Annotated in this window: 14 protein-coding genes, 15 tRNA genes and 1 rRNA gene; 29 read left to right on the forward strand and 1 reads right to left on the reverse strand. The window is 41.1% G+C overall.

Features of this window, described 5'->3' with window-relative positions; all coding sequences use genetic code 11:
- The 20 genes from rrf to FF105_RS00100 form a co-directional block, all read left to right on the forward strand.
- Positions 1-104 (forward strand): 5S ribosomal RNA (rrf, locus tag FF105_RS00005); the annotation flags it as partial.
- 35 nt (positions 105-139) lie between these two features.
- Positions 140-230: transfer RNA gene (locus FF105_RS00010), tRNA-Ser, on the forward strand.
- A gap of 4 nt (positions 231-234) precedes the next feature.
- Positions 235-307: transfer RNA gene (locus tag FF105_RS00015), tRNA-Val, on the forward strand.
- Positions 308-353: 46 nt separating this feature from the next.
- Positions 354-426, forward strand: a tRNA-Thr gene (locus FF105_RS00020).
- 8 nt (positions 427-434) lie between these two features.
- Positions 435-506: transfer RNA gene (locus tag FF105_RS00025), tRNA-Gly, on the forward strand.
- 5 nt (positions 507-511) lie between these two features.
- Positions 512-595: transfer RNA gene (locus tag FF105_RS00030), tRNA-Leu, on the forward strand.
- A gap of 5 nt (positions 596-600) precedes the next feature.
- Positions 601-674: transfer RNA gene (locus FF105_RS00035), tRNA-Arg, on the forward strand.
- A 67-nt stretch (positions 675-741) separates the two neighbouring features.
- Positions 742-815: transfer RNA gene (locus FF105_RS00040), tRNA-Pro, on the forward strand.
- 29 nt (positions 816-844) lie between these two features.
- Positions 845-918: transfer RNA gene (locus FF105_RS00045), tRNA-Met, on the forward strand.
- 13 nt (positions 919-931) lie between these two features.
- Positions 932-1,005: transfer RNA gene (locus tag FF105_RS00050), tRNA-Ile, on the forward strand.
- Between the two features lie 22 nt (positions 1,006-1,027).
- A tRNA-Ser gene (locus tag FF105_RS00055) sits at positions 1,028-1,117 on the forward strand.
- A 29-nt stretch (positions 1,118-1,146) separates the two neighbouring features.
- A tRNA-Met gene (locus tag FF105_RS00060) sits at positions 1,147-1,220 on the forward strand.
- Between the two features lie 2 nt (positions 1,221-1,222).
- A tRNA-Asp gene (locus tag FF105_RS00065) sits at positions 1,223-1,296 on the forward strand.
- Positions 1,297-1,316: 20 nt separating this feature from the next.
- A tRNA-Phe gene (locus tag FF105_RS00070) sits at positions 1,317-1,389 on the forward strand.
- Positions 1,390-1,419: 30 nt separating this feature from the next.
- Positions 1,420-1,490: transfer RNA gene (locus tag FF105_RS00075), tRNA-Gly, on the forward strand.
- A gap of 22 nt (positions 1,491-1,512) precedes the next feature.
- Positions 1,513-1,586: transfer RNA gene (locus FF105_RS00080), tRNA-Ile, on the forward strand.
- 328 nt (positions 1,587-1,914) lie between these two features.
- A complete protein-coding gene (gene serS / locus FF105_RS00085; RefSeq protein ID WP_010275963.1) occupies positions 1,915-3,222 on the forward strand; it encodes a serine--tRNA ligase in 1,308 nt (435 codons plus the stop codon).
- A 128-nt stretch (positions 3,223-3,350) separates the two neighbouring features.
- Positions 3,351-5,765 carry a preprotein translocase subunit SecA gene (gene secA / locus FF105_RS00090; RefSeq protein ID WP_010275967.1) on the forward strand — a complete coding sequence of 805 codons (2,415 nt, stop codon included), beginning with the start codon at positions 3,351-3,353 and terminating at the stop codon, positions 5,763-5,765.
- Between the two features lie 50 nt (positions 5,766-5,815).
- On the forward strand, positions 5,816-6,934 hold the full coding sequence (prfB, locus tag FF105_RS00095) for a peptide chain release factor 2 (RefSeq protein ID WP_010275969.1): 1,119 nt from the start codon (positions 5,816-5,818) through the stop codon (positions 6,932-6,934).
- Positions 6,935-7,082: 148 nt separating this feature from the next.
- Positions 7,083-9,563: an ATP-dependent Clp protease ATP-binding subunit gene (locus tag FF105_RS00100; protein ID WP_010275971.1), complete on the forward strand. Its 2,481-nt coding sequence runs from the start codon at positions 7,083-7,085 to the stop codon at positions 9,561-9,563.
- A 34-nt stretch (positions 9,564-9,597) separates the two neighbouring features.
- On the opposite strand, the gene FF105_RS00105 is transcribed toward FF105_RS00100, so the two are convergent.
- The gene (locus FF105_RS00105) at positions 9,598-10,248 is read right to left on the reverse strand and encodes a prepilin peptidase (RefSeq protein WP_010275974.1); all 651 of its coding nucleotides are present in this window, start codon (positions 10,246-10,248) and stop codon (positions 9,598-9,600) included.
- 243 nt (positions 10,249-10,491) lie between these two features.
- Between FF105_RS00105 and rpsL the strand changes: the two genes are divergently transcribed.
- The 9 genes from rpsL (at position 10,492) to FF105_RS00150 (ending at position 20,644) form a co-directional block, all read left to right on the forward strand.
- Positions 10,492-10,905: a 30S ribosomal protein S12 gene (gene rpsL / locus FF105_RS00110; protein ID WP_004911305.1), complete on the forward strand. Its 414-nt coding sequence runs from the start codon at positions 10,492-10,494 to the stop codon at positions 10,903-10,905.
- A 15-nt stretch (positions 10,906-10,920) separates the two neighbouring features.
- Positions 10,921-11,391 carry a 30S ribosomal protein S7 gene (gene rpsG / locus FF105_RS00115; RefSeq protein ID WP_004899475.1) on the forward strand — a complete coding sequence of 157 codons (471 nt, stop codon included), beginning with the start codon at positions 10,921-10,923 and terminating at the stop codon, positions 11,389-11,391.
- Positions 11,392-11,543: 152 nt separating this feature from the next.
- Positions 11,544-13,655: an elongation factor G gene (gene fusA / locus FF105_RS00120; RefSeq protein ID WP_139968045.1), complete on the forward strand. Its 2,112-nt coding sequence runs from the start codon at positions 11,544-11,546 to the stop codon at positions 13,653-13,655.
- A gap of 80 nt (positions 13,656-13,735) precedes the next feature.
- On the forward strand, positions 13,736-14,923 hold the full coding sequence (locus FF105_RS00125) for a CynX/NimT family MFS transporter (protein ID WP_010292929.1): 1,188 nt from the start codon (positions 13,736-13,738) through the stop codon (positions 14,921-14,923).
- 93 nt (positions 14,924-15,016) lie between these two features.
- On the forward strand, positions 15,017-16,120 hold the full coding sequence (locus tag FF105_RS00130) for an ABC transporter ATP-binding protein (protein ID WP_010292931.1): 1,104 nt from the start codon (positions 15,017-15,019) through the stop codon (positions 16,118-16,120).
- The gene (locus FF105_RS00135) at positions 16,107-16,928 is read left to right on the forward strand and encodes an ABC transporter permease (RefSeq protein ID WP_031941314.1); all 822 of its coding nucleotides are present in this window, start codon (positions 16,107-16,109) and stop codon (positions 16,926-16,928) included. The genes FF105_RS00130 and FF105_RS00135 overlap by 14 nt, the downstream gene beginning before the upstream one ends.
- Before the next feature lie 9 nt (positions 16,929-16,937).
- Positions 16,938-17,765 (forward strand): ABC transporter permease, encoded by an 828-nt coding sequence (locus tag FF105_RS00140; RefSeq protein ID WP_010292935.1) that lies wholly within the window; start codon positions 16,938-16,940, stop codon positions 17,763-17,765.
- 1 nt (position 17,766) lies between these two features.
- The gene (locus FF105_RS00145) at positions 17,767-18,846 is read left to right on the forward strand and encodes an ABC transporter substrate-binding protein (protein ID WP_010292937.1); all 1,080 of its coding nucleotides are present in this window, start codon (positions 17,767-17,769) and stop codon (positions 18,844-18,846) included.
- A gap of 28 nt (positions 18,847-18,874) precedes the next feature.
- Positions 18,875-20,644: a membrane protein gene (locus FF105_RS00150; protein WP_010292939.1), complete on the forward strand. Its 1,770-nt coding sequence runs from the start codon at positions 18,875-18,877 to the stop codon at positions 20,642-20,644.
- Positions 20,645-20,646 lie beyond the last annotated feature (2 nt).

Here is a 20,646-nt window from a genome sequence, read left to right on the forward strand (position 1 = left end):
GCATAGAGGACACACCTGTTCCCATACCGAACACAGAAGTTAAGCTCTATAGCGCCGAAAGTAGTTGGAGGATCGCTTCCTGCGAGGATAGGACGATGCGGTGCCGTACATAAGAAGAACGAGAGCAGTAGGGAGAAACGGAGAGGTGTCCGAGTCTGGCCGAAGGAGCACGGTTGGAAACCGTGTAAGCGTGGCGACACGTTTCGAGGGTTCGAATCCCTTCCTCTCCATCATGGACGCTTAGCTCAGCTGGGAGAGCACCTGCCTTACAAGCAGGGGGTCACAGGTTCGATCCCTGTAGCGTCCATTGACTTCAGGGTCAAGAAAGAAACCGGCACGTCGGGATAAGCGATGCCGACTTAGCTCAGTTGGTAGAGCACCGCTCTTGTAAAGCGGGGGTCGAAGGTTCGAGTCCTTTAGTCGGCATGAATTATGCGGAAGTAGTTCAGTGGTAGAACATCACCTTGCCATGGTGGGGGTCGCGGGTTCGAATCCCGTCTTCCGCTTTTATGCCGGCGTGGCGGAATAGGCAGACGCACAGGACTTAAAATCCTGCGATAGAAATATCGTACCGGTTCGATCCCGGTCGCCGGCATATATGCACCTATAGCGCAATTGGATAGAGCGTCTGACTACGAATCAGGAGGTTGCAGGTTCGACTCCTGCTAGGTGCATAGAGGTTGAAGGAATTCAAACTCTTTTTTTAAGTATCAGAAGGGCGAAAGCTCAGGAAGACTTTTTCGGGATGTAGCTCAGCTTGGTAGAGCACCTGGTTTGGGACCAGGGGGTCGCAGGTTCGAATCCTGTCATCCCGATTGGTTAAGGGAACTTAGCCGAAGAGGATCGCGGTGTAGCTCAGCTGGCTAGAGCGTTCGGTTCATACCCGAGAGGTCGAGGGTTCGATTCCCCCCGCCGCGATAGGCTCGAAAAAGGACCATTAGCTCAGTTGGTTAGAGCAGACGGCTCATAACCGTCCGGTCGTTGGTTCGAGTCCAACATGGTCCATGCAGGACGAAGTAAAGATAATGGAGAATTACCCAAGTCTGGCTGAAGGGAACGGTCTTGAAAACCGTCAGGTCGGGAAACCGGCGCGTGGGTTCGAATCCCACATTCTCCTTAGGCATGAAGATGTCGCAATAAAATTATCGCGGGATGGAGCAGTCTGGTAGCTCGTCGGGCCCATAACCCGAAGGTCGTAGGTTCAAATCCTGCTCCCGCAATTGGTCGCATGGTCTAGCTGGTTAGGACGCCTGCCTGTCACGCAGGAGATCGCGGGTTCGAGCCCCGCTGTGACCGTTCATTGGGAACAATGAGATGGCTCTGTAGCTCAGTTGGTAGAGCAATGCATTGAAGCTGCATGTGTCGGCGGTTCGATTCCGTCCAGCGCCATAGGGAGGAGACTTCCGACAGGAACTACTTGCGAATGTAGTTCAATGGTAGAATTCCAGCCTTCCAAGCTGGCTATGCGGGTTCGATTCCCGTCATTCGCTTGATGTTAGAGCATCAAAATATGGGCCATTAGCTCAGTTGGTTAGAGCGCTGTGTTGATAACGCAGAGGTCCCAGGTTCGAGTCCTGGATGGCCCATGTTAAAGGGGAAGCAAGTGTTATGGTAACGTAACACTTGCTTCCTCCTTTTGTTTTGCCTTGTGTTTTAATTTGTAATAGGATAGAATGTTCTTAGTGATTATTATAAGTAGCGCATCAAAGAAAGTTATTGGTTGATGAGAAATAACAGCGTGAAACTCCATTAATCTTAGCTTGGCAGGTAATGCTGCCCGGTACCCTCGTTAAAGGTAATGAAGTGCTATAATTTAGGTTATAGAAATTGGGTGGTACCACGGAATCGCGTTTTTCGTCCCTTGTTTAACAACAAGACGAGAACGCTTTTTATTTGGAAGAATGAGGAAATATTATGTTAGATATGCGTTATTTGAGAAAAAATAGTGAAGAAGCAAAGCAGAGATTGCGTGATAGAGGTGTTGAAGCAGAAACACTTGATCAATTGTTAACATTAGATCAGGCACGACGCGATACCATTCAACGTGTTGAAAATTTGAAGGCGCAACGAAATGAAGTTTCTGACAAAATTGCTTATGCAAAACGTCAAAAAGAAGATGCTAGTGACGCGATTGCTCAAATGCAACAAGTTGGTAGCGATATAAAGGCGTTAGACGCCAAACAAGCAGAATTAGATGAGCAAGTAAATGAGATTGCTGCTCACTTGCCTAATTTGGCGGCTAGTGAAGTGCCTGTTGGTCCAGATGAGTCTGCCAACGTTGAACAACGTAAGTGGGCGCCTGCACATTATGATAATCGTCCTGAAGCCTTGGTGAAAACAGATTGGGTGAAAGCTCACTACGATATTGGAGAAGCGCTTGGCATTCTTGATTTTGAACGTGGCGCAAAGGTTTCAGGTGCACGTTTCTTGTACTATGTTGGTGATGGCGCTCGTTTAGAACGTGCTGTCTATAATTTTATGCTAGACGAACATCGTAAGGAAGGCTACACTGAAATGATTACGCCAATTGTAGTCAATGATTCAGCGATGTTTGGAACCGGTCAGTATCCAAAGTTTCAAGATGATGCTTACCGGGTAGCTGGCCTAGATCAAACATATATTCCAACAGCAGAAGTACCTTTAACAAATTATTATTCCGGCGAAACGCTGCCAGCAGAAGATTTGCCAATTAAATTTACGGCGTTGTCACCTTCATTTAGAAAAGAAGCTGGGTCTGCTGGAAAGGATACGCGTGGATTAATTCGTTTACACCAATTCAACAAGGTTGAGATGGTTAAGTTTACTAAGCCTGAACAGTCATATGACGAGTTGGAAGCAATGACAGCTAATGCGGAAAATATTTTGCAAAAATTAGCGTTACCTTACCACGTTATTCTACTTTCAACTGGCGACATGGGCTTCTCCGCCGCTAAAACCTATGATGTTGAAGTTTGGATGCCACAACAAAATGTGTACCGTGAAATTTCTTCAGTTTCAAACACAGAAGATTTTCAAGCACGCCGTATGCATATCACATACCGTGATGAAAATAACAAGTTACAGCTAGTTCATACTTTGAATGGTTCAGGCCTTGCAGTGGGTAGAACAGTAGCAGCCATTTTAGAAAACTACCAGAATCAAGACGGATCTGTCACGATTCCAGATGTTTTGCGTCCTTACATGGGTGGTCAAGAAAAACTCGAAGCAAAATCTCATTATTAAGCATAAAAGAGTCTATTTTTTGGGCTCTTTTTTTGTTATAATGGAACGTAGACTATTGTGCGCTAGACCACACAAATTTAGGTTTTAGAGGAGAAACGTGTCAATTTCTTGAAGACACGCTAAATAACATGAATAATCCAATACGTAAATTAGTTGATAATTCAAAAAAACAACTCAAAAAATTAAACAATATTGCTGATCAGGTTGAAAGTTATGCTGATCAAATGTCAAAAATGTCTGATGAGGCCTTACAAGCTAAAACAGGTGAATTTAAGGAAACCATCAACAAAGCTACAGATGGTATCAAGAATAAGGAAAAACAAAACAAAGCCTTAGCAAAGGTTCTTGACGAAATTTTACCTGAAGCATTTGCTGTTGCTAGAGAAGGGGCCAAACGTGTTTTGGGTCTTTATCCTTTCCGAGTACAAATTATGGGATCGGCTGTATTACATGATGGTAACTTGGCCGAAATGCGCACTGGTGAAGGTAAAACCTTGACAGCAACAATGGCTGTTTATTTGAATGCGTTACCAGGGCGTGGGGTTCACGTTGTCACTGTTAACGATTATTTGTCAGCACGTGATGCGGAGCAGATGGGGCAACTCTATAATTGGCTTGGTCTTTCAGTTGGTGTCAACGTTGGTGACGCGCCTGCTGAAGAAAAACGTGCCGCCTATGATGCCGATATTACCTATTCAACGAACTTTAACATTGGATTTGATTATTTGCGTGATAACATGGTTCGTCGAGCGGAAGAGCGCGTGATGCAACGTGGTTTGAACTTTGCTTTGATTGATGAAGCTGATTCAATTTTGATCGATACGGCGCGAACACCTTTGATTATTTCTGGCCCAGGATCAGGTATTTCACAAATGTATGCTCGAGCAGATCGTTTTGTGAAAACTTTGCAACGTGATGAAGACTACAAGGTAGATGAAGAAGCTAAAGCAACAATGTTGACCAATGAAGGTATCCACAAGGGTGAAGTTTTCTTCAACTTGGATAATTTGTATGATGCAAATGATACTGCTTTGACTCATCATATTGATCAAGCTTTGCGAGCTAATTTCAACTACATCAACGACAAAGACTATGTTGTGCAGGATGGTGAAGTGAAGCTGATTGACCAATCAACTGGTCGTATCTCTGAGGGAACACGATTGTCAGATGGTTTGCATCAAGCAATCGAAGCCAAAGAAGGCGTTGAAATTCAAGAAGAAAACAAATCAATGGCACAAATTACGTATCAGAATTTGTTCCGTATGTATAAAAAATTGTCAGGTATGACAGGAACGGCTAAGACTGAAGAAGAAGAATTACGTGAAATTTACAACATGGAAGTGATTACGATTCCGACTAATCGCCCAATCCAACGTGTGGATTACCCAGATCTGCTTTATCCATCAGTTCGTGCCAAGTATAATGCTGTTGTAAAGCTTATTGTTGAACTTCATGAAAAGGGTCAACCCATCTTAATTGGTACGGGTTCAGTTGAAGCATCAGAATTGCTTTCTAAAATTTTGATGGCGCAAAATGTGCCACATAATGTTTTGAACGCTAAAAACAATGCCAAAGAAGCCGAAATCATTGCTAATGCTGGTCAGCGTGGTGCTGTAACTGTGGCGACTAACATGGCTGGTCGTGGTACTGACATCAAATTGGGCCCTGGGGTCGAAGAACTAGGTGGTTTAGCAGTTATTGCAACTGAACGCCATGAGTCACGTCGAATTGATAACCAGTTACGTGGGCGTGCTGGTCGACAAGGAGACCGCGGTTTCTCACAGTTTTTCTTATCATTGGAAGATGACTTGATGGTTCGATTCGGTGCTGATCGTGTGCGTTTGCTTATGCAACGACTTAATTTGGATGAAGAAGACACAGTAATCAAAAATCGTATGATTACACGATCTGTTGAATCAGCTCAAAAGCGTGTTGAAGGAAACAACTATGACACACGTAAAAACGTATTACAATATGATGATGTTGTGCGTGAGCAACGTGAATTAGTCTATCACGAACGAGACATCGTGATAGATGAAACCAAGTCGCTTGAATGGGTTTTGATGCCTATGGTCGAGCGAACGATTAATCGAGTTGTTGATGCACAAACAAAATCTAAAGATGACAAGACTTGGGAGTTGGCTCAAATCGTTGCTTTTGTTGGTAATGCTTTAGGACATGAAGATGCATTCACGGTTGAACAGTTGAAAGGCTTGTCTCGTGACGATATCAAAGCGAAATTACTGCGACTAGCCAAAGATAATTATAAAGAAAAGCAAGCCCAACTTTATGATCCCGCCCAAATGTTAGAATTTGAAAAAGTAGTTATTTTGAGAGCGGTCGATCAACATTGGACTGATCATATCGATTCATTGGACCGTCTGCGTCAGGGTGTTGGTTTACGAGGCTACGGTCAATTAAATCCTTTGATTGAGTACCAAAATGAAGCTTACGCTAATTTCAATAAAATGATCGCTGACGTCGAATATGATGCCACGCGTACCTTCATGAAAGCTGAAATTCGCCAGAATTTACGTGCTTAATAGACAAATAAAAGCGAACTTTGTTCGTTTTTATTTTGAAAGGAAATACTATGGAAATTATTGATGCCAAACATGCGATTGCTGATATGCAAGAAAATATCACGCGCTTCCGTAATAGTCTTGACTTGGAGGCATTAACGGAAGAAATTGCAGACTACGAAAATCGTATGACTGAGCCTGGTTTTTGGGATGACAATGATAAAGCGCAAAAAGTCATTGAAGAAAATAATGTTTTGAAAAATCGGCGTGATTCCTTCTTGAATTTGACTAGTCAAGTTGAGGATTTGGAAGTTTTGACGGAAATGTTAGCTGAAGATCCTGAAGATACAGACTTAGAAAATGAACTTTCTGAAGGTATTGAAAAGGCACAGCAAGATATTGATGCTTACAACTTGGAACAATTATTGACAGAACCTTATGATGCTAATAACGCCGTTTTGGAAATTCATCCAGGATCTGGCGGAACAGAATCAACTGACTGGGGTGCTAATTTGTATCGTATGTATACTCGTTGGGCGCAACAACATAATTTTCAAGTGGAAACGCTTGATTACCATGCGGGTGACGAAGCTGGTATTGATAGCGCTACGATAAAAGTGACAGGACACAATGCATACGGTTTTTTACGCAGTGAAAAAGGTGTCCATCGTTTTGTTAGAATTTCACCTTTTGATAGTGCTGGGCGACGTCATACGAGCTTCGTATCGGTTGATGTCATGCCAGAATTGGACGACTCAATTGAAGTGGAAGTGCGTGATGACGATGTCAAAATGGATGTGTTCCGTTCGGGTGGTGCTGGTGGCCAAAACGTCAACAAGGTTTCAACGGGTGTGCGATTGACACACGAACCAACGGGTATTGTTGTTTCATCAACAGTTGAACGGACACAATATGGTAACCGCGATTATGCCATGCGATTATTAAAAAGTAAACTTTATCAATTAGAGCTTGAGAAAAAAGAAGCCGAGCGAGCAGCGCTTACTGGCGAAAAAATGGAAAATGGCTGGGGATCACAAATACGTTCTTACGTTTTGCACCCCTATCAAATGGTTAAAGATCATCGGACTAACTATGAAACTAATCAGCCGCAAGCGGTTCTAGATGGTGATTTGGATCCCTTCATCAACGCCTATTTGCAGTGGCAATTATCGCTAAAAAACCCAAATTAATGAAGTCGAAACAGTCGTTTCGGCTTTTTGAATTTTGAATTGTAATTAAATGTCGCTGATACAAACAAATGATTTCCTAATAACATCTAATTGGGTTATAATATAAGTCAATATTATACAAACACAGCCGAATTTTAAGGAGGCATATATGGATAATAACTATACACCGAGTGCTCAAAACGTTCTGGCTTTGGCACAAGAACAGGCAAAATATTTTAAGCATCAAGCAGTTGGCACAGAACATCTGTTGCTAGCTTTAGCCATCGAACAAGAGGGCATTGCCAGCAAAATTTTGACACAGTTTAATGTCACAGATGATGATATCCGTGAAGAAATTGAGCACTTTACTGGCTATGGTATGTCAAGCCGCTATGAAAAGGGTGTTTATTTACCATATTCACCAAAAGCAGCTGATATTTTACGACAAGCTGGTGAAGAATCTCGTGCTTTGGCACAACCCAAAGTAGGAACTGAACATATTCTATTAGCGCTGCTGCAAGATGAAAGTATCTTGTCCTCACGAATTTTGTTGGCTTTAGATGCTAATTTGCAAGATTTACGTCGCGGGATCTTGCGAAAATTGGGTGTCACAGATATTCGCAAACAAATGAAACAACGTGAGAAGCAGCAAGCAGCAGCTGGGACACCCACGTTAGATGGTCTGGCGCGTGATTTGACACAAATGGCGCGTGATGAAAAAATGGATCCAGTTATTGGGCGGTCTAAAGAAGTTCGCCGCGTTGTCCAAATTTTATCTCGACGTACAAAGAATAATCCTGTTTTGATTGGTGAACCAGGTGTTGGAAAGACAGCAATTGCAGAAGGATTGGCTCAGAAAATTGTCACAGGTGAAGTACCAGAAAATTTGTCACATAAGCGTTTAATGGCGCTTGACATGGGGTCATTAGTTGCTGGGACCAAATATCGTGGCGAGTTTGAAGATCGTTTAAAAAAAATAATCGAAGAAATCTATCAAGATGGCGAAGTTATCTTATTCATTGATGAGTTGCATACTTTAATTGGTGCTGGTGGTGCTGAAGGTGCTATTGATGCGTCAAATATTTTGAAACCAGCTTTAGCGCGCGGTGAATTACAGACATTAGGCGCAACTACCTTTGATGAGTATCAAAAGTATATCGAATCTGACGCGGCATTAGAACGGCGCTTTGCTTCAGTGACGGTTGATGAACCAACGCAAGAAGATGCAATTGCTATATTGAATGGGATCCGACCTAAATTTGAAGAGCATCACCAAGTGCAAATTGATGATGACGCGATAAATGCCGCTGTTAAGCTATCATCGCGGTACATTAGTGATCGCTTTTTGCCTGATAAAGCAATTGATTTAATTGATGAAGCGGGCGCAAAAGTTCGCATTGAGGCAACAGAAAATAATGGTGCTAATGACAAAGTAGTCACTCGTCTTAAACAAGTTCAGGCTGACAAAGATGCTGCTATTGAAGCTTTAAACTTTGAAGAAGCAGCGCAACTGCGTACCGAAGAAATGAAGCTCAAGAAAAAACTAGCGAAAAAAGAGGCAAAAATACAAGCAGCAATGGTTAATGGTGAGCGCGCGCAATATGATTTGCATGTGACAACGCAAGACATCGCGGAAGTCATTTCTCAACAAACAGGTGTGCCGTTAACCCAGTTAGAAAAAAATGATCAGCAGCGGCTAGTTAATTTAGAAAAAGTTCTAGGACGACGAGTTGTTGGTCAACAGGCTGCAGTGTCAGCAGTTGCACGTGCTATTCGACGTGCGCGTTCTGGATTGAAAGATCCGACACGCCCCATTGGAACCTTCATGTTCTTAGGCCCAACTGGTGTGGGTAAAACGGAGTTGGCTAAAGCGCTGGCCGAAGCTATTTTTGGTAGCGAAGATAATCTCATTCGTATCGATATGTCCGAATATCAAGAACGCTGGTCAGCTAGTCGATTAATCGGCTCTGCACCTGGGTATGTTGGTTATGATGAAGGTGGACAATTGACTGAAAAAGTACGCAATCATCCTTATTCAGTCGTTTTGCTTGATGAGGCTGAAAAAGCCCATCAAGACATCTTTAATTTGATGTTGCAAGTCTTTGATGACGGTTATTTGACTGATTCTAAAGGTCGAAAAGTTGATTTTCGTAATACAATCATTATTATGACTTCTAATTTAGGTGCCACACGTCTTCGTGATGAAAAATCAGTTGGTTTTGGTGCTGTTGATTTGAAAAATGATCATGAAGCTGTTGCAGCTAAAATTAGAGAAACATTGAAAGAGACTTTCAGGCCAGAATTTATCAACCGCTTGGATGAAGCAATTGTCTTCGAGAGCTTGACTAAACAAGAATTACATGAAATTGTAAAATTGATGAGTCGTTCAGTGCTACAACGTGTTGCTGAACAAGGGATTACAATTAAAATGACACCCGCCGCCATTGACGTTGTTGCCAGTGCTGGTTTTGATCCTGAATATGGTGCCCGTCCAATTCGCCGTGCACTTCAGACAAGTGTTGAAGATGCACTTAGTGAAGAATTATTACGAGGTAATATTACCACTGAAGATGCCGTTACAATCGGCGCAAAGAATGGCAGTATTAAAATTACAACGAAACCACTTAAAACGACATCGCCAGCAACTTAATAGTTTAAACACTTGAAGATAATTCAAGTGTTTTTTATATCAAGACACCAATAAGTAGCCAACCAACGGTTAGGAAAGGCACAAATGGTAAACGTTTTTGTGATGACAATGCTAAAAAGAGGGCGGCTAAACAACAAGCCATTAATAAGCCTAGTACAAAGGTTAACATGGTGGTTGAAAAAATGAGTGTCAATAAAACTGGAATGTCTCCGGGACCTAACGCGTGCCGTATATAAACCAAATAGCAAGCGATCAGTCCAATTAATAATGCTAGAAAAATGTGCGATTGATCATGGTGTTGGTGGATTGCGTACAATAACAGCGGAATAATCAAGTAGCTATGGATGGCCTGCGACGCGCAGTCTTCAAGGGATAAAAACAGTAGTACTACTGCGATTAGCCATTGGAGGATCGAGGCATACCAAAGAATGGTGCCAAACAGTGTGCACGTCAATTCTAATGCAGGATAGCGCCAACCAAAACGTTTGTGACAATAGCGATATTTTGCAAACGTGAAAACTGCCGAAAAAAACGGTACGAGATCGTACCACTTTAATAAATGATGACACATCAGGCAAAACGATCTGGGATGTAGTAATGAAATATTATGTTGGATGCGATCATTGACACACATAACTGACGAAACAATGATGCTATTAAAAATCAATATCAATATATTTTCCATGTGGAATAGTACGAAAAAACAAATAGTTATTCACAAAATGTAAATACCTACTTGACTTTATCGCTCAATCTGGTATTATATTGAACGTGCTTTTAAGTAATCTGTTCTGTGACATCGTCACACTGTGCTGAACGGCGCTGTAAAGGTAACTGTCAGCAGATTTCCGGTGAGCATTTTTGTTTGAAAACAGAAATGAAACACCTGGAACTGTGAAATCAATGAAAAATTTAAGGAGACTGTAGCATGCCTACAATTAACCAATTGGTTCGTAAGCCACGTAAGTCAAAGGTTTCTAAGTCAAAATCACCTGCTTTGAACTTTGGCTACAATTCAATGAAGAAAAAAGCAACTAACAATGCTGCCCCACAAAAGCGTGGTGTCGCAACACGTGTTGGTACAATGACACCAAAGAAGCCTAACTCAGCTTTGCGTAAGTACGCCCGTGTGCGTCTTTCAAACTTGTATGAAGTAACAGCATATATTCCAGGTATCGGTCATAACTTGCAAGAACACTCAGTTGTTTTGATTCGTGGTGGTCGTGTTAAGGATTTGCCTGGTGTACGTTACCACATTATCCGTGGTGCTTTGGATACTGCGGGTGTTGATGGTCGTATGACATCACGTTCAAAGTATGGTACAAAGGCACCAAAGAAGTAAGAAGGAGACTGACTAATGCCACGTAAAGGTTATACTAAGCGTCAGGAAGTTTTGCCTGACCCAATTTACAATTCAAAACTCGTTTCACGTTTGATCAACAAGTTGATGCTTGATGGTAAGCGTGGTACAGCTTCAACAATCTTGTATGATGCTTTTGATCGTATCAAGGAAGCAACTGGCAATGAACCATTGGAAGTTTTCGAACAAGCTATGGAAAACATTATGCCAGTATTGGAAGTTAAAGCTCGCCGTGTTGGTGGTTCTAACTACCAAGTGCCAATCGAAGTTCGTCCAGATCGTCGTACGACTTTGGGACTTCGTTGGTTGGTTAACTACTCACGTTTGCGTAACGAGCACACAATGGATGAGCGTTTAGCCAAAGAAATTATGGATGCTGCCAATGACACTGGTGCATCTGTTAAGAAGCGCGAAGATACGCACAAAATGGCTGAAGCCAACCGTGCGTTTGCACACTATCGTTGGTAATCTGTTGATGACAAGAATTTAATTATTCTTGCGCGTCAAATAGTGTACAATTGTCATAGATGGTGTTTGTCAAAACAAGCACCATCAAAAAGCGAACACAATTATGTGTCGCTTTTTGTTGCATATATAACTAAACCAGGAGATAACTCACAATGGCAAAACGTGAATACCCACTAGAGCGTACACGTAACATCGGAATCATGGCCCACATTGATGCGGGTAAGACAACGACTACTGAACGTATCTTGTACTATACAGGTAAAATTCACAAAATTGGTGAAACACATGATGGTGCTTCACAAATGGATTTCATGGAACAAGAAAAGGAACGTGGAATCACAATCCAATCAGCTGCTACAACAGCTGTTTGGCACGGTTTCTTTGATCAATTTGAAAAGACACCTTATCGCGTTAACATCATTGATACACCTGGACACGTGGACTTCACAATCGAAGTTGAACGTGCTTTGCGTGTTCTTGATGGTGCCGTAGCCGTACTTGATGGTGCAGCTGGTGTTGAACCACAAACAGAGACAGTGTGGCGTCAGGCCACAACTTATGATGTGCCACGTATCGTCTTTGTTAACAAGATGGACAAAATGGGCGCTGATTTCCAAATGTCAGTTGACTCAATGCACGAACGTTTGCAAGTTAATGCTGAAGCAATCCAATGGCCAATCGGTGCTGAGGATGACTTCGAAGCCGTTATTGACTTGATTACACAAGAAGCTTATTACCCAGTTGATGAACTTGGTGAAAAGTGGGAACCACGTGATATTCCAGCTGATTTGAAAGACTTGGCGGAAGAAAAGCGTAATACATTGATTGAAGCTGTTGCTGATGTCGATGATGATTTGATGGAAAAGTATCTTGAAGGTGAAGATATTTCTATTGAAGAATTGAAGGCAGCCATTCGTCGTGCTACACTAGCACTTCAATTCTACCCAATTCTTGCGGGTTCAGCTTATAAAGATAAGGGTGTTCAGATGATGTTGGATGCCGTTGTTGACTATTTGCCAGGACCTTTGGATGTTAAGCCATATATCGCTAAAGATCCAAAGACAGATGAAGAAGTTGATTTGATCGCTGATGATTCAAAGCCTTTCGCTGCTTTGGCGTTCAAGATCATGACAGATCCATTCGTTGGTCGTTTGACATTTATGCGTGTCTATACTGGTACATTGCAATCAGGTTCATACGTACAAAATACCTCCTCTGATACACGTGAACGTGTTGGTCGTTTGCTACAAATGCACGCTACTTCACGTACTGAAATTGAAGAAGTATTCTCTGGTGATATTGCTGCGGCTATTGGTTTGAAGAACACGACAACTGGTGATTCTTTGACAGCTGTTGATCATCAATTGATTCTGGAATCAATGGAGTTCCCAGAACCAGTTATCGAATTGGCTATCGAACCAAAGACAAAGGCTGATCAAGACAAATTGTCAAATGCCATTCAAAAATTGGCTGAAGAAGATCCTTCATTCCGTGCCACAACTAACCCTGAAACTGGTCAAACATTGATTGCTGGTATGGGTGAATTGCAATTGGATATCATGGTTGATCGTATGCGTCGTGAATTCAATGTTGAAGCCACTGTTGGTGCGCCACAAGTTGCTTATCGTGAAGCCTTTACTAAGACAGTACAAGCACGTGGTTACTTCAAGCGTCAATCTGGTGGTAAAGGTCAGTATGGTGATGTTTGGATTGAATTCTCACCAAACGAAGAAGGTGCTGGATTTGAATTCGAAGATGCCATCGTTGGTGGTGTTGTGCCTCGTGAATATATTCCATCAGTTGAAGCTGGTTTGAAGGACGCATTGAATGCTGGTCCTTTGGCTGGATTCCCATTAGTTGATTTGAAAGCTAAGTTGTATGATGGTTCATATCACGATGTCGATTCAAGTGAAGCTGCCTTTAAGATTGCTGCTTCATTGGCTTTGCGCGAAGCTGCTAAGACAGCCGGCGCGGTTATTTTGGAACCAATTATGGCCGTTGATATTGTTGCACCTGAAGACAACCTGGGTGATGTTATGGGACACGTCTCAGCACGCCGTGGTATGATTGAAGGTCAAGAGTCACGTGGTCCAGTTTTGGCAGTTAAGGCTAAGGTGCCTTTGTCAGAAATGTTTGGTTATGCAACTACTTTGCGTTCAGCAACGCAAGGTCGTGGTACATTCCAAATGGTTTTCGATCACTACGAAGCTGTTCCTAAGAACATTCAAGAAGAAATTATCAAGACCCACGGTCAAGAAAATTAATCTTTGACTGACTGATGGTTCAGTATAAACGGCGTCACTCAACAGAGTGGCGCTGTTTTGTTATTATTAGGGAAATTGAAATGAAAAATCATAGTAAGTTTTTAATTCCAGGAATTGTTGTTGTTGGCATGATTTTGCGATTACCATTCACAGCTATGCCGCCAATTTTGAGTAGTATTTCCAAATCAGAGGGTGTGCCTGTTGGACAATTGGGCATGCTAACAACTATTCCGCTGATAGCGTTTGCCTTGTTTTCTTCAACAGCACCTAAAGTGGCTCAAAAGATTGGGCTAGAAAGGGCATTTGCATTGATGTTGATGCTGTTAATTGTTGGGTCTGGCATTAGAGTTATTAATACAACTTTCCTCTACATTGGGACAATGCTGATTGGTATTGGTGTTGCCCACATGAATGTGTTACTGCCTAGTGTTATTCGAACGTATTTTCCGATGAAAGTCGGTCCAATGACGTCTGTCTTTACATTTAGCATGATGTTAGCAACGGCAGTTGGCGCTAGTTTGGCAGCGCCAATAACGGCATTAACTAGTTGGCAGGTTTTTGTGGGATTGTTGACAATCTTGCTCGTTGGTGCTTTGCTGGTTTGGTTACCTAATGAACGGTTTGCGGCAAATAGACAAGTCACTCAAATGGCGAGTGATCACAAGAAAACAGTCCGATTCAACGTTTGGAAAAATCGCAATGCTTGGTTATTGTTGTTTTTTGGTGGTATGCAATCTGCAATGTTCTATGTTTTGATGGCGTGGGGGCCAACTATGGCGATTCAGACTGGATTAACGCCGGCAACTGCTGGTTTATTTTCTGGTCTTAACTCATTAATTGGTCTACCATTTGCACTAACAGTACCGTCAATTGTTGTTCGATTGAACAAACGCCAAAGGCAGTGGCTAGTTGCTGGCTTTTCAATTTTAGGTACAATTGGCTACCTCCTGTTGCTGAATCCACAAGGCACTTTTACCTACTGGTTACTGGTCAATTTATTTATTGGTGTCGGTACTTCGGTGTTGTTTCCATATTTGATGACCACATTCACGCTTAAAACCAGCACACCGGGACAAACGGCACAATTGTCCGGTATGTCGCAAAGCGGTGGCTATTTGATTGCGGCAGTTGGTCCAGCTATGTTTGGTTATGCATATGGTTGGTGGCATTCTTGGACACCGCAAATTATCGTTATTGTTATTTTGTTCATCTTAATGACAATTGCTATTGTTGTTGTTGAAAATCGTGAAAAGATCATTGACGCATAGCCACTGAAGCTAAATGGTCAAATATGATTTTCTTTTTATGTCTTCAAAATTAGTGTAAAATTGAAATTATCGAAAAGAGTTGAGGTTGAGAATTTGGCAGAGCAAACACCAATTATTGAATTTAAGTCTGTAAGCTTAGCTTATGGTGACACAGAGATTTTGAAGGGCATCGACTTGTCTTTAGAACAAGGTAAATTTTATACCTTGTTGGGACCCTCAGGATCTGGTAAAACAACAATTTTAAACTTGATTTCTGGTCAATTGGCGGCAACTTCAGGTGATATTTTATTTGAAAACAAGCGTATCAATGATGTGCCAGTGGAAAAACGAACTGTTAACACTGTTTTCCAAGATTATGCATTATTTCCGAATATGAATGTTTTTGAAAACGTGGCTTTTGGTCCGTCCATAAAAAAAATGTCAAAGAACGATATTGAACGGCAGGTTCATGACATGTTGAAGTTGGTTAAACTTGACCAATATGCTGATCGTGATATTAGTGAGCTGTCAGGTGGGCAACGGCAGCGTGTGGCGATTGCGCGCGCTTTGGCTAATGATCCAAAAGTTTTGTTACTCGATGAACCATTGTCTGCATTGGATTACAAGTTGCGCAAAGACATGCAGTATGAGCTCCGTGAAATTCAGCAAAGACTTGGTATTACCTTTGTTTTTGTGACGCATGATCAAGAAGAAGCACTAGCTATGTCTGATTGGATTTTTGTGATGAATGACGGGGTCATACAGCAAAATGGGACACCAGAGGATATATATGATGAACCAATTAACCATTTTGTTGCGGATTTTATTGGTGAGAGTAACATTGTAGATGGCATCATGAAAACGGATTATGTTGTTCATTTTGTGGGCAAAGATTTTGAAAATGTTGATGCTGGAATGCGACCCAATGAACGTGTTGAAGTTGTCTTGCGCCCTGAAGACTTAGATTTAACCACAATCGAAAATGGTAAGTTAATTGTGACAATTGATGATCAATCATTTCGTGGTGATTATTATGAAATTACAGCAATTGATGATGACGGTAACGAGTGGCAAGTTCAAGCAACGAACTCGGCCCAAGTGGGAGAACGAGTTGGTTTGACATTTGATCCGGAAGACATTCACATCATGCGATTTAATGAGTCTGAAGATGATTTTGACGCGCGTTTGGAAAGTTACGAGGATGATGATGAAGAGTAAACAACAGCGTCAGTTATTTTATCTCGTGCCTTATGGCGCGTGGTTATTGTTATTTGTTATTGCGCCACTCGTTTTATTGTTATTTCAATCGCTAACTAACGCCAATGGTGGGTTAACGTTACATAACTATGCTGTTTATTTTGGTAGTGGTACATACCTCCGCATGACGTTTAACTCAGTTTGGTTTGCTTTCCTGATTACACTAATTACATTGGTGATTAGCTACCCGATGGCTTACCTACTCAATCAACTCAAGCAAAAACAATTTTGGTTGTTATTAGTGATCCTGCCAACGTGGATTAATTTGTTGTTAAAGACTTATGCGTTTATTGGCCTATTGTCAAAAACCGGTACGGTTAATAATTTTATGAGCTTTTTTGGCATTGCACCACAGCAACTGTTGTTCTCTGATTGGAGTTTTTTGTTAGTTGCTGCCTACATTGAAATTCCGTTTATGATTTTGCCGATTTTTAATTCGTTGGCAGAAATTGATCCAAAACTGGAGCAAGCTAGTCGTGATTTGGGTGCTAATAAATGGCAAACGTTACGACGAGTCATTTTGCCATTATCAATGCCGGGGGTGAAGGCGGGCATTCAAGCTGTTTTCATTCCAAGTTTGTCATTGTTTATGATTACACGTTTGATAGGCGGTAATCGTGTGATTACGTTAGGTACAGCAATTGAGGAACATTTTTTAGTAACCCAAAACTGGCAACTAGGATCGACAATTGGTGTGATTTTAATTGTAGCGATGGTTGTGACGATGATTTTGACGCGTGATCGTGTCAAAAAGAACACGAGAAAGTGAGTAATATAAATGAAAAAAGCTTTTAAATGGTCAAATTTATATTTGTGGTTTGTTTTCATTTTGCTGTACTTACCTATTTTTTTCTTGATTATTTATTCATTTAATGCAGGTGATGTGATGCAAGGATGGGATGGCTTTTCGTTGAAGCATTACGCTGAGCTGTTCGCAGATACGCGCATTATTGAGATTGTGGTTAATACTTTTTTAATTGCATTATTGTCCTCGCTTTTGGCTAGCATTTTGGGAACGGCTGGTGCGCTGTATATTTATGATCAGCGCAATCAGTTGATTAAAAATATTTTCTTATCGCTAAACAATATTTTGTTGGTATCACCCGATGTTATTATTGGCGCTTCGTTTTTGATATTGTTTACAGTTGTCGGTTTTTCATTAGGATTTGCGTCAGTGCTCCTGTCACATATTGCCTTTAGTATTCCGATTGTTGTGTTGATGGTTTTGCCGAGACTCCAAGAAATGAATCAATCTTTAGTTGCTGCTGCTAAAGATTTAGGCGCTAATAACTGGCAAATGTTGTCGCGCGTGATTTTACCCGTTATATCGCCAGGTATTTTGGCTGGATTTTTTATGGCATTTACGTATTCTTTGGATGATTTTGCGGTGACATTTTTCGTAACTGGTAATGGATTTTCGACGTTATCTGTTGAAATATACTCTCGGGCCCGTCAAGGGGTTAGCTTGGAAATTAATGCCTTGTCGGCAATGATGTTTGTTGTATCGCTCGTGCTGGTCTTACTATATTACGTTATTTCAACGCGCTCATCTAAAAATAAAAAGCGCGGTACGCGATTGGTAACACCGGCTACGGAGGGTTTATAACATGAAAAAGTTATTAACTAGCGTTGTTGCTATTCTAGCCGTTGTCGCTGTTTTGTTTACTGCCCAGCGCTATTTGGCTGCCAAAACCGGCAGTGGTGAAGGTGGGTCTAAAGTTTTGAATTTGTATAACTGGGGAGACTATATTGATCCCGCCTTACTTAAAAAGTTTACTAAAGAGACAGGTTACAAAGTCAGTTACGAAACTTTTGATTCCAATGAAGCCATGTTTACGAAGGTTAAGCAAGGCGGGACATCCTATGATTTAGCTGTGCCGTCGGAATATATGATTGAAAAAATGAAGGCTGCAAATTTATTGTTGCCACTAGATCATCAGAAGTTGACTGGGTTAAAAAATTACGACAGTCGCTTCCTTAACCAATCTTTTGATAGACACAACAAATATTCTGTACCTTACTTTTGGGGAACTTTAGGTATTATCTACAATGATAAGTACCTAAAGGCCAGTGATGTCCAACATTGGGATGATTTATGGTCGTCAAAGTTTAAAAACCAAGTCATGTTAATTGACTCGGCACGTGATGTATTAGGTTTTACATTGATTACACAAGGAAAGTCTGTCAATGATAAGTCAACAGCTGATTTGGCGGCGGCTCAAGGCAAACTAACAACCTTGATGCCAAATGTTAAAGCAATTATTGCTGACGAAATCAAAATGTACATGGCACAAGACGAAGCATCAATTGCTGTAACATACTCAGGTGAGGCGTCTGAAGCAATGGCGAATAATAAACACTTGCATTATGTCGTGCCGAGTGAGGGATCAAATCTTTGGTTTGATAATATTGTTATGCCCAAAACTGCTAAACATACAGCGGCTGCCTACGCTTTCTTAAATTTCATTAGTGAGCCAAAAAATGCGGCCCAAAATGCAGAATATATCGGTTATGCAACGCCAAACAAAAAGGCATTAGCACTATTACCTAAGAGTATTCGTGAGGACAAACAGTTTTATCCAGACGCCAAAACTGTGAGTCACTTGCAAGTATATTCAGACTTAGGGCAAAAATGGACAGAAAAATATAATGATGCCTTTTTGGAATTTAAAATGACACAGAGATGATCAAAAAACATGCTGGGAGATCAAAGTAATGAAGTATAGCGTTAATAAAATTAAAGGGTGGCAGATTGGTGCATCTTTTGTCCTGCTGGCGTTTGTTGCCATATTACCTCAATTTTACAAGCAAACAATGGTAATCAATTCCTGGGACGTCCCCTTTCATTTGTCGAGAATGTACGAAATTTACCAAGGATTTCTTAACGGAAAATGGGTTCCGGATATTTCGGCTTATACGTTTGGTGAAAATGGTTATGGTGTTAATCTTTTTTATGGATATTCGTTTATTTATGTCGTGGCTTTGATTTATTTAGTTGTACAAAAAGCAGTGACAGCAGTTTTAATCGGTTATGTATTGTTGCTTTCTGGAGCAATGGGAATCAATTATTATATTGGTACACATTTCTTTAAGGGTAACGATAAACGTTTTAAAGCATTTCTATTTGCAACTATTTATGTTCTTGCTCCGGCCACATTTGGTGAATTAGTTGTCCGCGGTTTACCAGGTGAATTAATTGGCATTTTAATGTTTCCGGCGGTTATTGGGGCATTTTATCTCATTTTGTTTGAGCATCAGAACAAATGGCTTATAGCCAGTTTACTGAGTGCCATTACGCTCACCAACCATGCGTTGTCTGTCGTGTTACTGTTTTTGGTGTTGGGCGTCATGTTTATCACTGCACTATTACAAAGGCTAATACTTAAATCAACTATTCTGGCGCTTATTAAAGCTGCGATAACAACTTTTCTGCTATCGGCATTTTATATTGTGCCATTTATTCAGCAGTCTTTAGCAGTTCATATTGCTGGGCCCAATAGCCAGTGGCAGCCACTAGATGTATGGGGATCAATCACTGCTTCTTTAAAAAATGAGGCTACTTTGAATTGGACAGCAATACCAGTAGGAACATTTGTATTTGTTTTGGTTATCATGATTAGTAGTGCATTGCTAGTCACGCGTAATTATTCTGTCAAAATGCGTCATCTTAGCATAGCGTTGGTTGCCAGCGTTCTACTTATTGCATACGCACCAACACAAATTTTGTATAAAACACCGTTACATGTCTTTCAAGTGATGGGACGATTTTATCCGATTGTTATGACGTTCAGTACATTGTTTGTTGTGGCGGGCATTGATATATTGGTCCGTGAGGGCTATATTCAAAAATTAACATCTCGGTGGATTTTGATAATAGGCGTATTTTTAGCAATTTCCAGCGCTTGGGCTATGCAGATGAATTATTATTATCAGAATAATAAAACAGGTGATTATGGTACCAAGTCAGCCAAATATCCCAATACCGTGACGAACAATAATTTTGTCCACCAAATTAACAATTATTATCAGTTACCTATTGGTAGTAAGGATTATTTATCGAAAAATCGTGTTGTATTTTCAGGTAATTATCAAATTGGCATGTGGGGAGATAAAAGGGACGCCACGCAAGTGTTGGTTAATGGCAAAGTGAGTCAATTAAAGTTAATTCACGAAGGATATGAGTTTCAGGTTAATAAAATACCCCGACAGGCCCATGAAATAACACTACCTATGACAAATTACTTGGGATGGAAAGTTACAAATGATGCTGGACATCCATTGAAAATAAGTGTAGTGAAGGGAAAAATATCTATCAAGCCACATGGTAGTTCAACGATCAGGTTACACTATCAAAAAACGTTTGCGCATAAAATATCAATATTATTGAGCTTGACAACATTGGTAGGCATAATATTTTATTTTTTGTTATATAAAAATTGGCGAAATCGATTAGGTATGGGCAGATCATATTTTGACGGGAGATAGTT

The sequence above is a fragment of the Leuconostoc sp. UCMA20149 genome (assembly GCF_030400235.1).
GTDB lineage: Bacteria > Bacillota > Bacilli > Lactobacillales > Lactobacillaceae > Leuconostoc > Leuconostoc pseudomesenteroides.

Bases quoted from the DNA above. Each gene is read 5' to 3' on its own strand.
- serS (WP_010275963.1), top strand. From the start codon at position 1,915: ATGTTAGATATGCGTTATTTGAGAAAAAATAGTGAAGAAGCAAAGCAG.
- secA (WP_010275967.1), top strand. From the start codon at position 3,351: ATGAATAATCCAATACGTAAATTAGTTGATAATTCAAAAAAACAACTC.
- prfB (WP_010275969.1), top strand. From the start codon at position 5,816: ATGGAAATTATTGATGCCAAACATGCGATTGCTGATATGCAAGAAAAT.
- FF105_RS00100 (WP_010275971.1), top strand. From the start codon at position 7,083: ATGGATAATAACTATACACCGAGTGCTCAAAACGTTCTGGCTTTGGCA.
- FF105_RS00105 (WP_010275974.1), bottom strand. From the start codon at position 10,248: ATGGAAAATATATTGATATTGATTTTTAATAGCATCATTGTTTCGTCA.
- rpsL (WP_004911305.1), top strand. From the start codon at position 10,492: ATGCCTACAATTAACCAATTGGTTCGTAAGCCACGTAAGTCAAAGGTT.
- rpsG (WP_004899475.1), top strand. From the start codon at position 10,921: ATGCCACGTAAAGGTTATACTAAGCGTCAGGAAGTTTTGCCTGACCCA.
- fusA (WP_139968045.1), top strand. From the start codon at position 11,544: ATGGCAAAACGTGAATACCCACTAGAGCGTACACGTAACATCGGAATC.
- FF105_RS00125 (WP_010292929.1), top strand. From the start codon at position 13,736: ATGAAAAATCATAGTAAGTTTTTAATTCCAGGAATTGTTGTTGTTGGC.
- FF105_RS00135 (WP_031941314.1), top strand. From the start codon at position 16,107: ATGATGAAGAGTAAACAACAGCGTCAGTTATTTTATCTCGTGCCTTAT.
- FF105_RS00140 (WP_010292935.1), top strand. From the start codon at position 16,938: ATGAAAAAAGCTTTTAAATGGTCAAATTTATATTTGTGGTTTGTTTTC.
- FF105_RS00145 (WP_010292937.1), top strand. From the start codon at position 17,767: ATGAAAAAGTTATTAACTAGCGTTGTTGCTATTCTAGCCGTTGTCGCT.
- FF105_RS00150 (WP_010292939.1), top strand. From the start codon at position 18,875: ATGAAGTATAGCGTTAATAAAATTAAAGGGTGGCAGATTGGTGCATCT.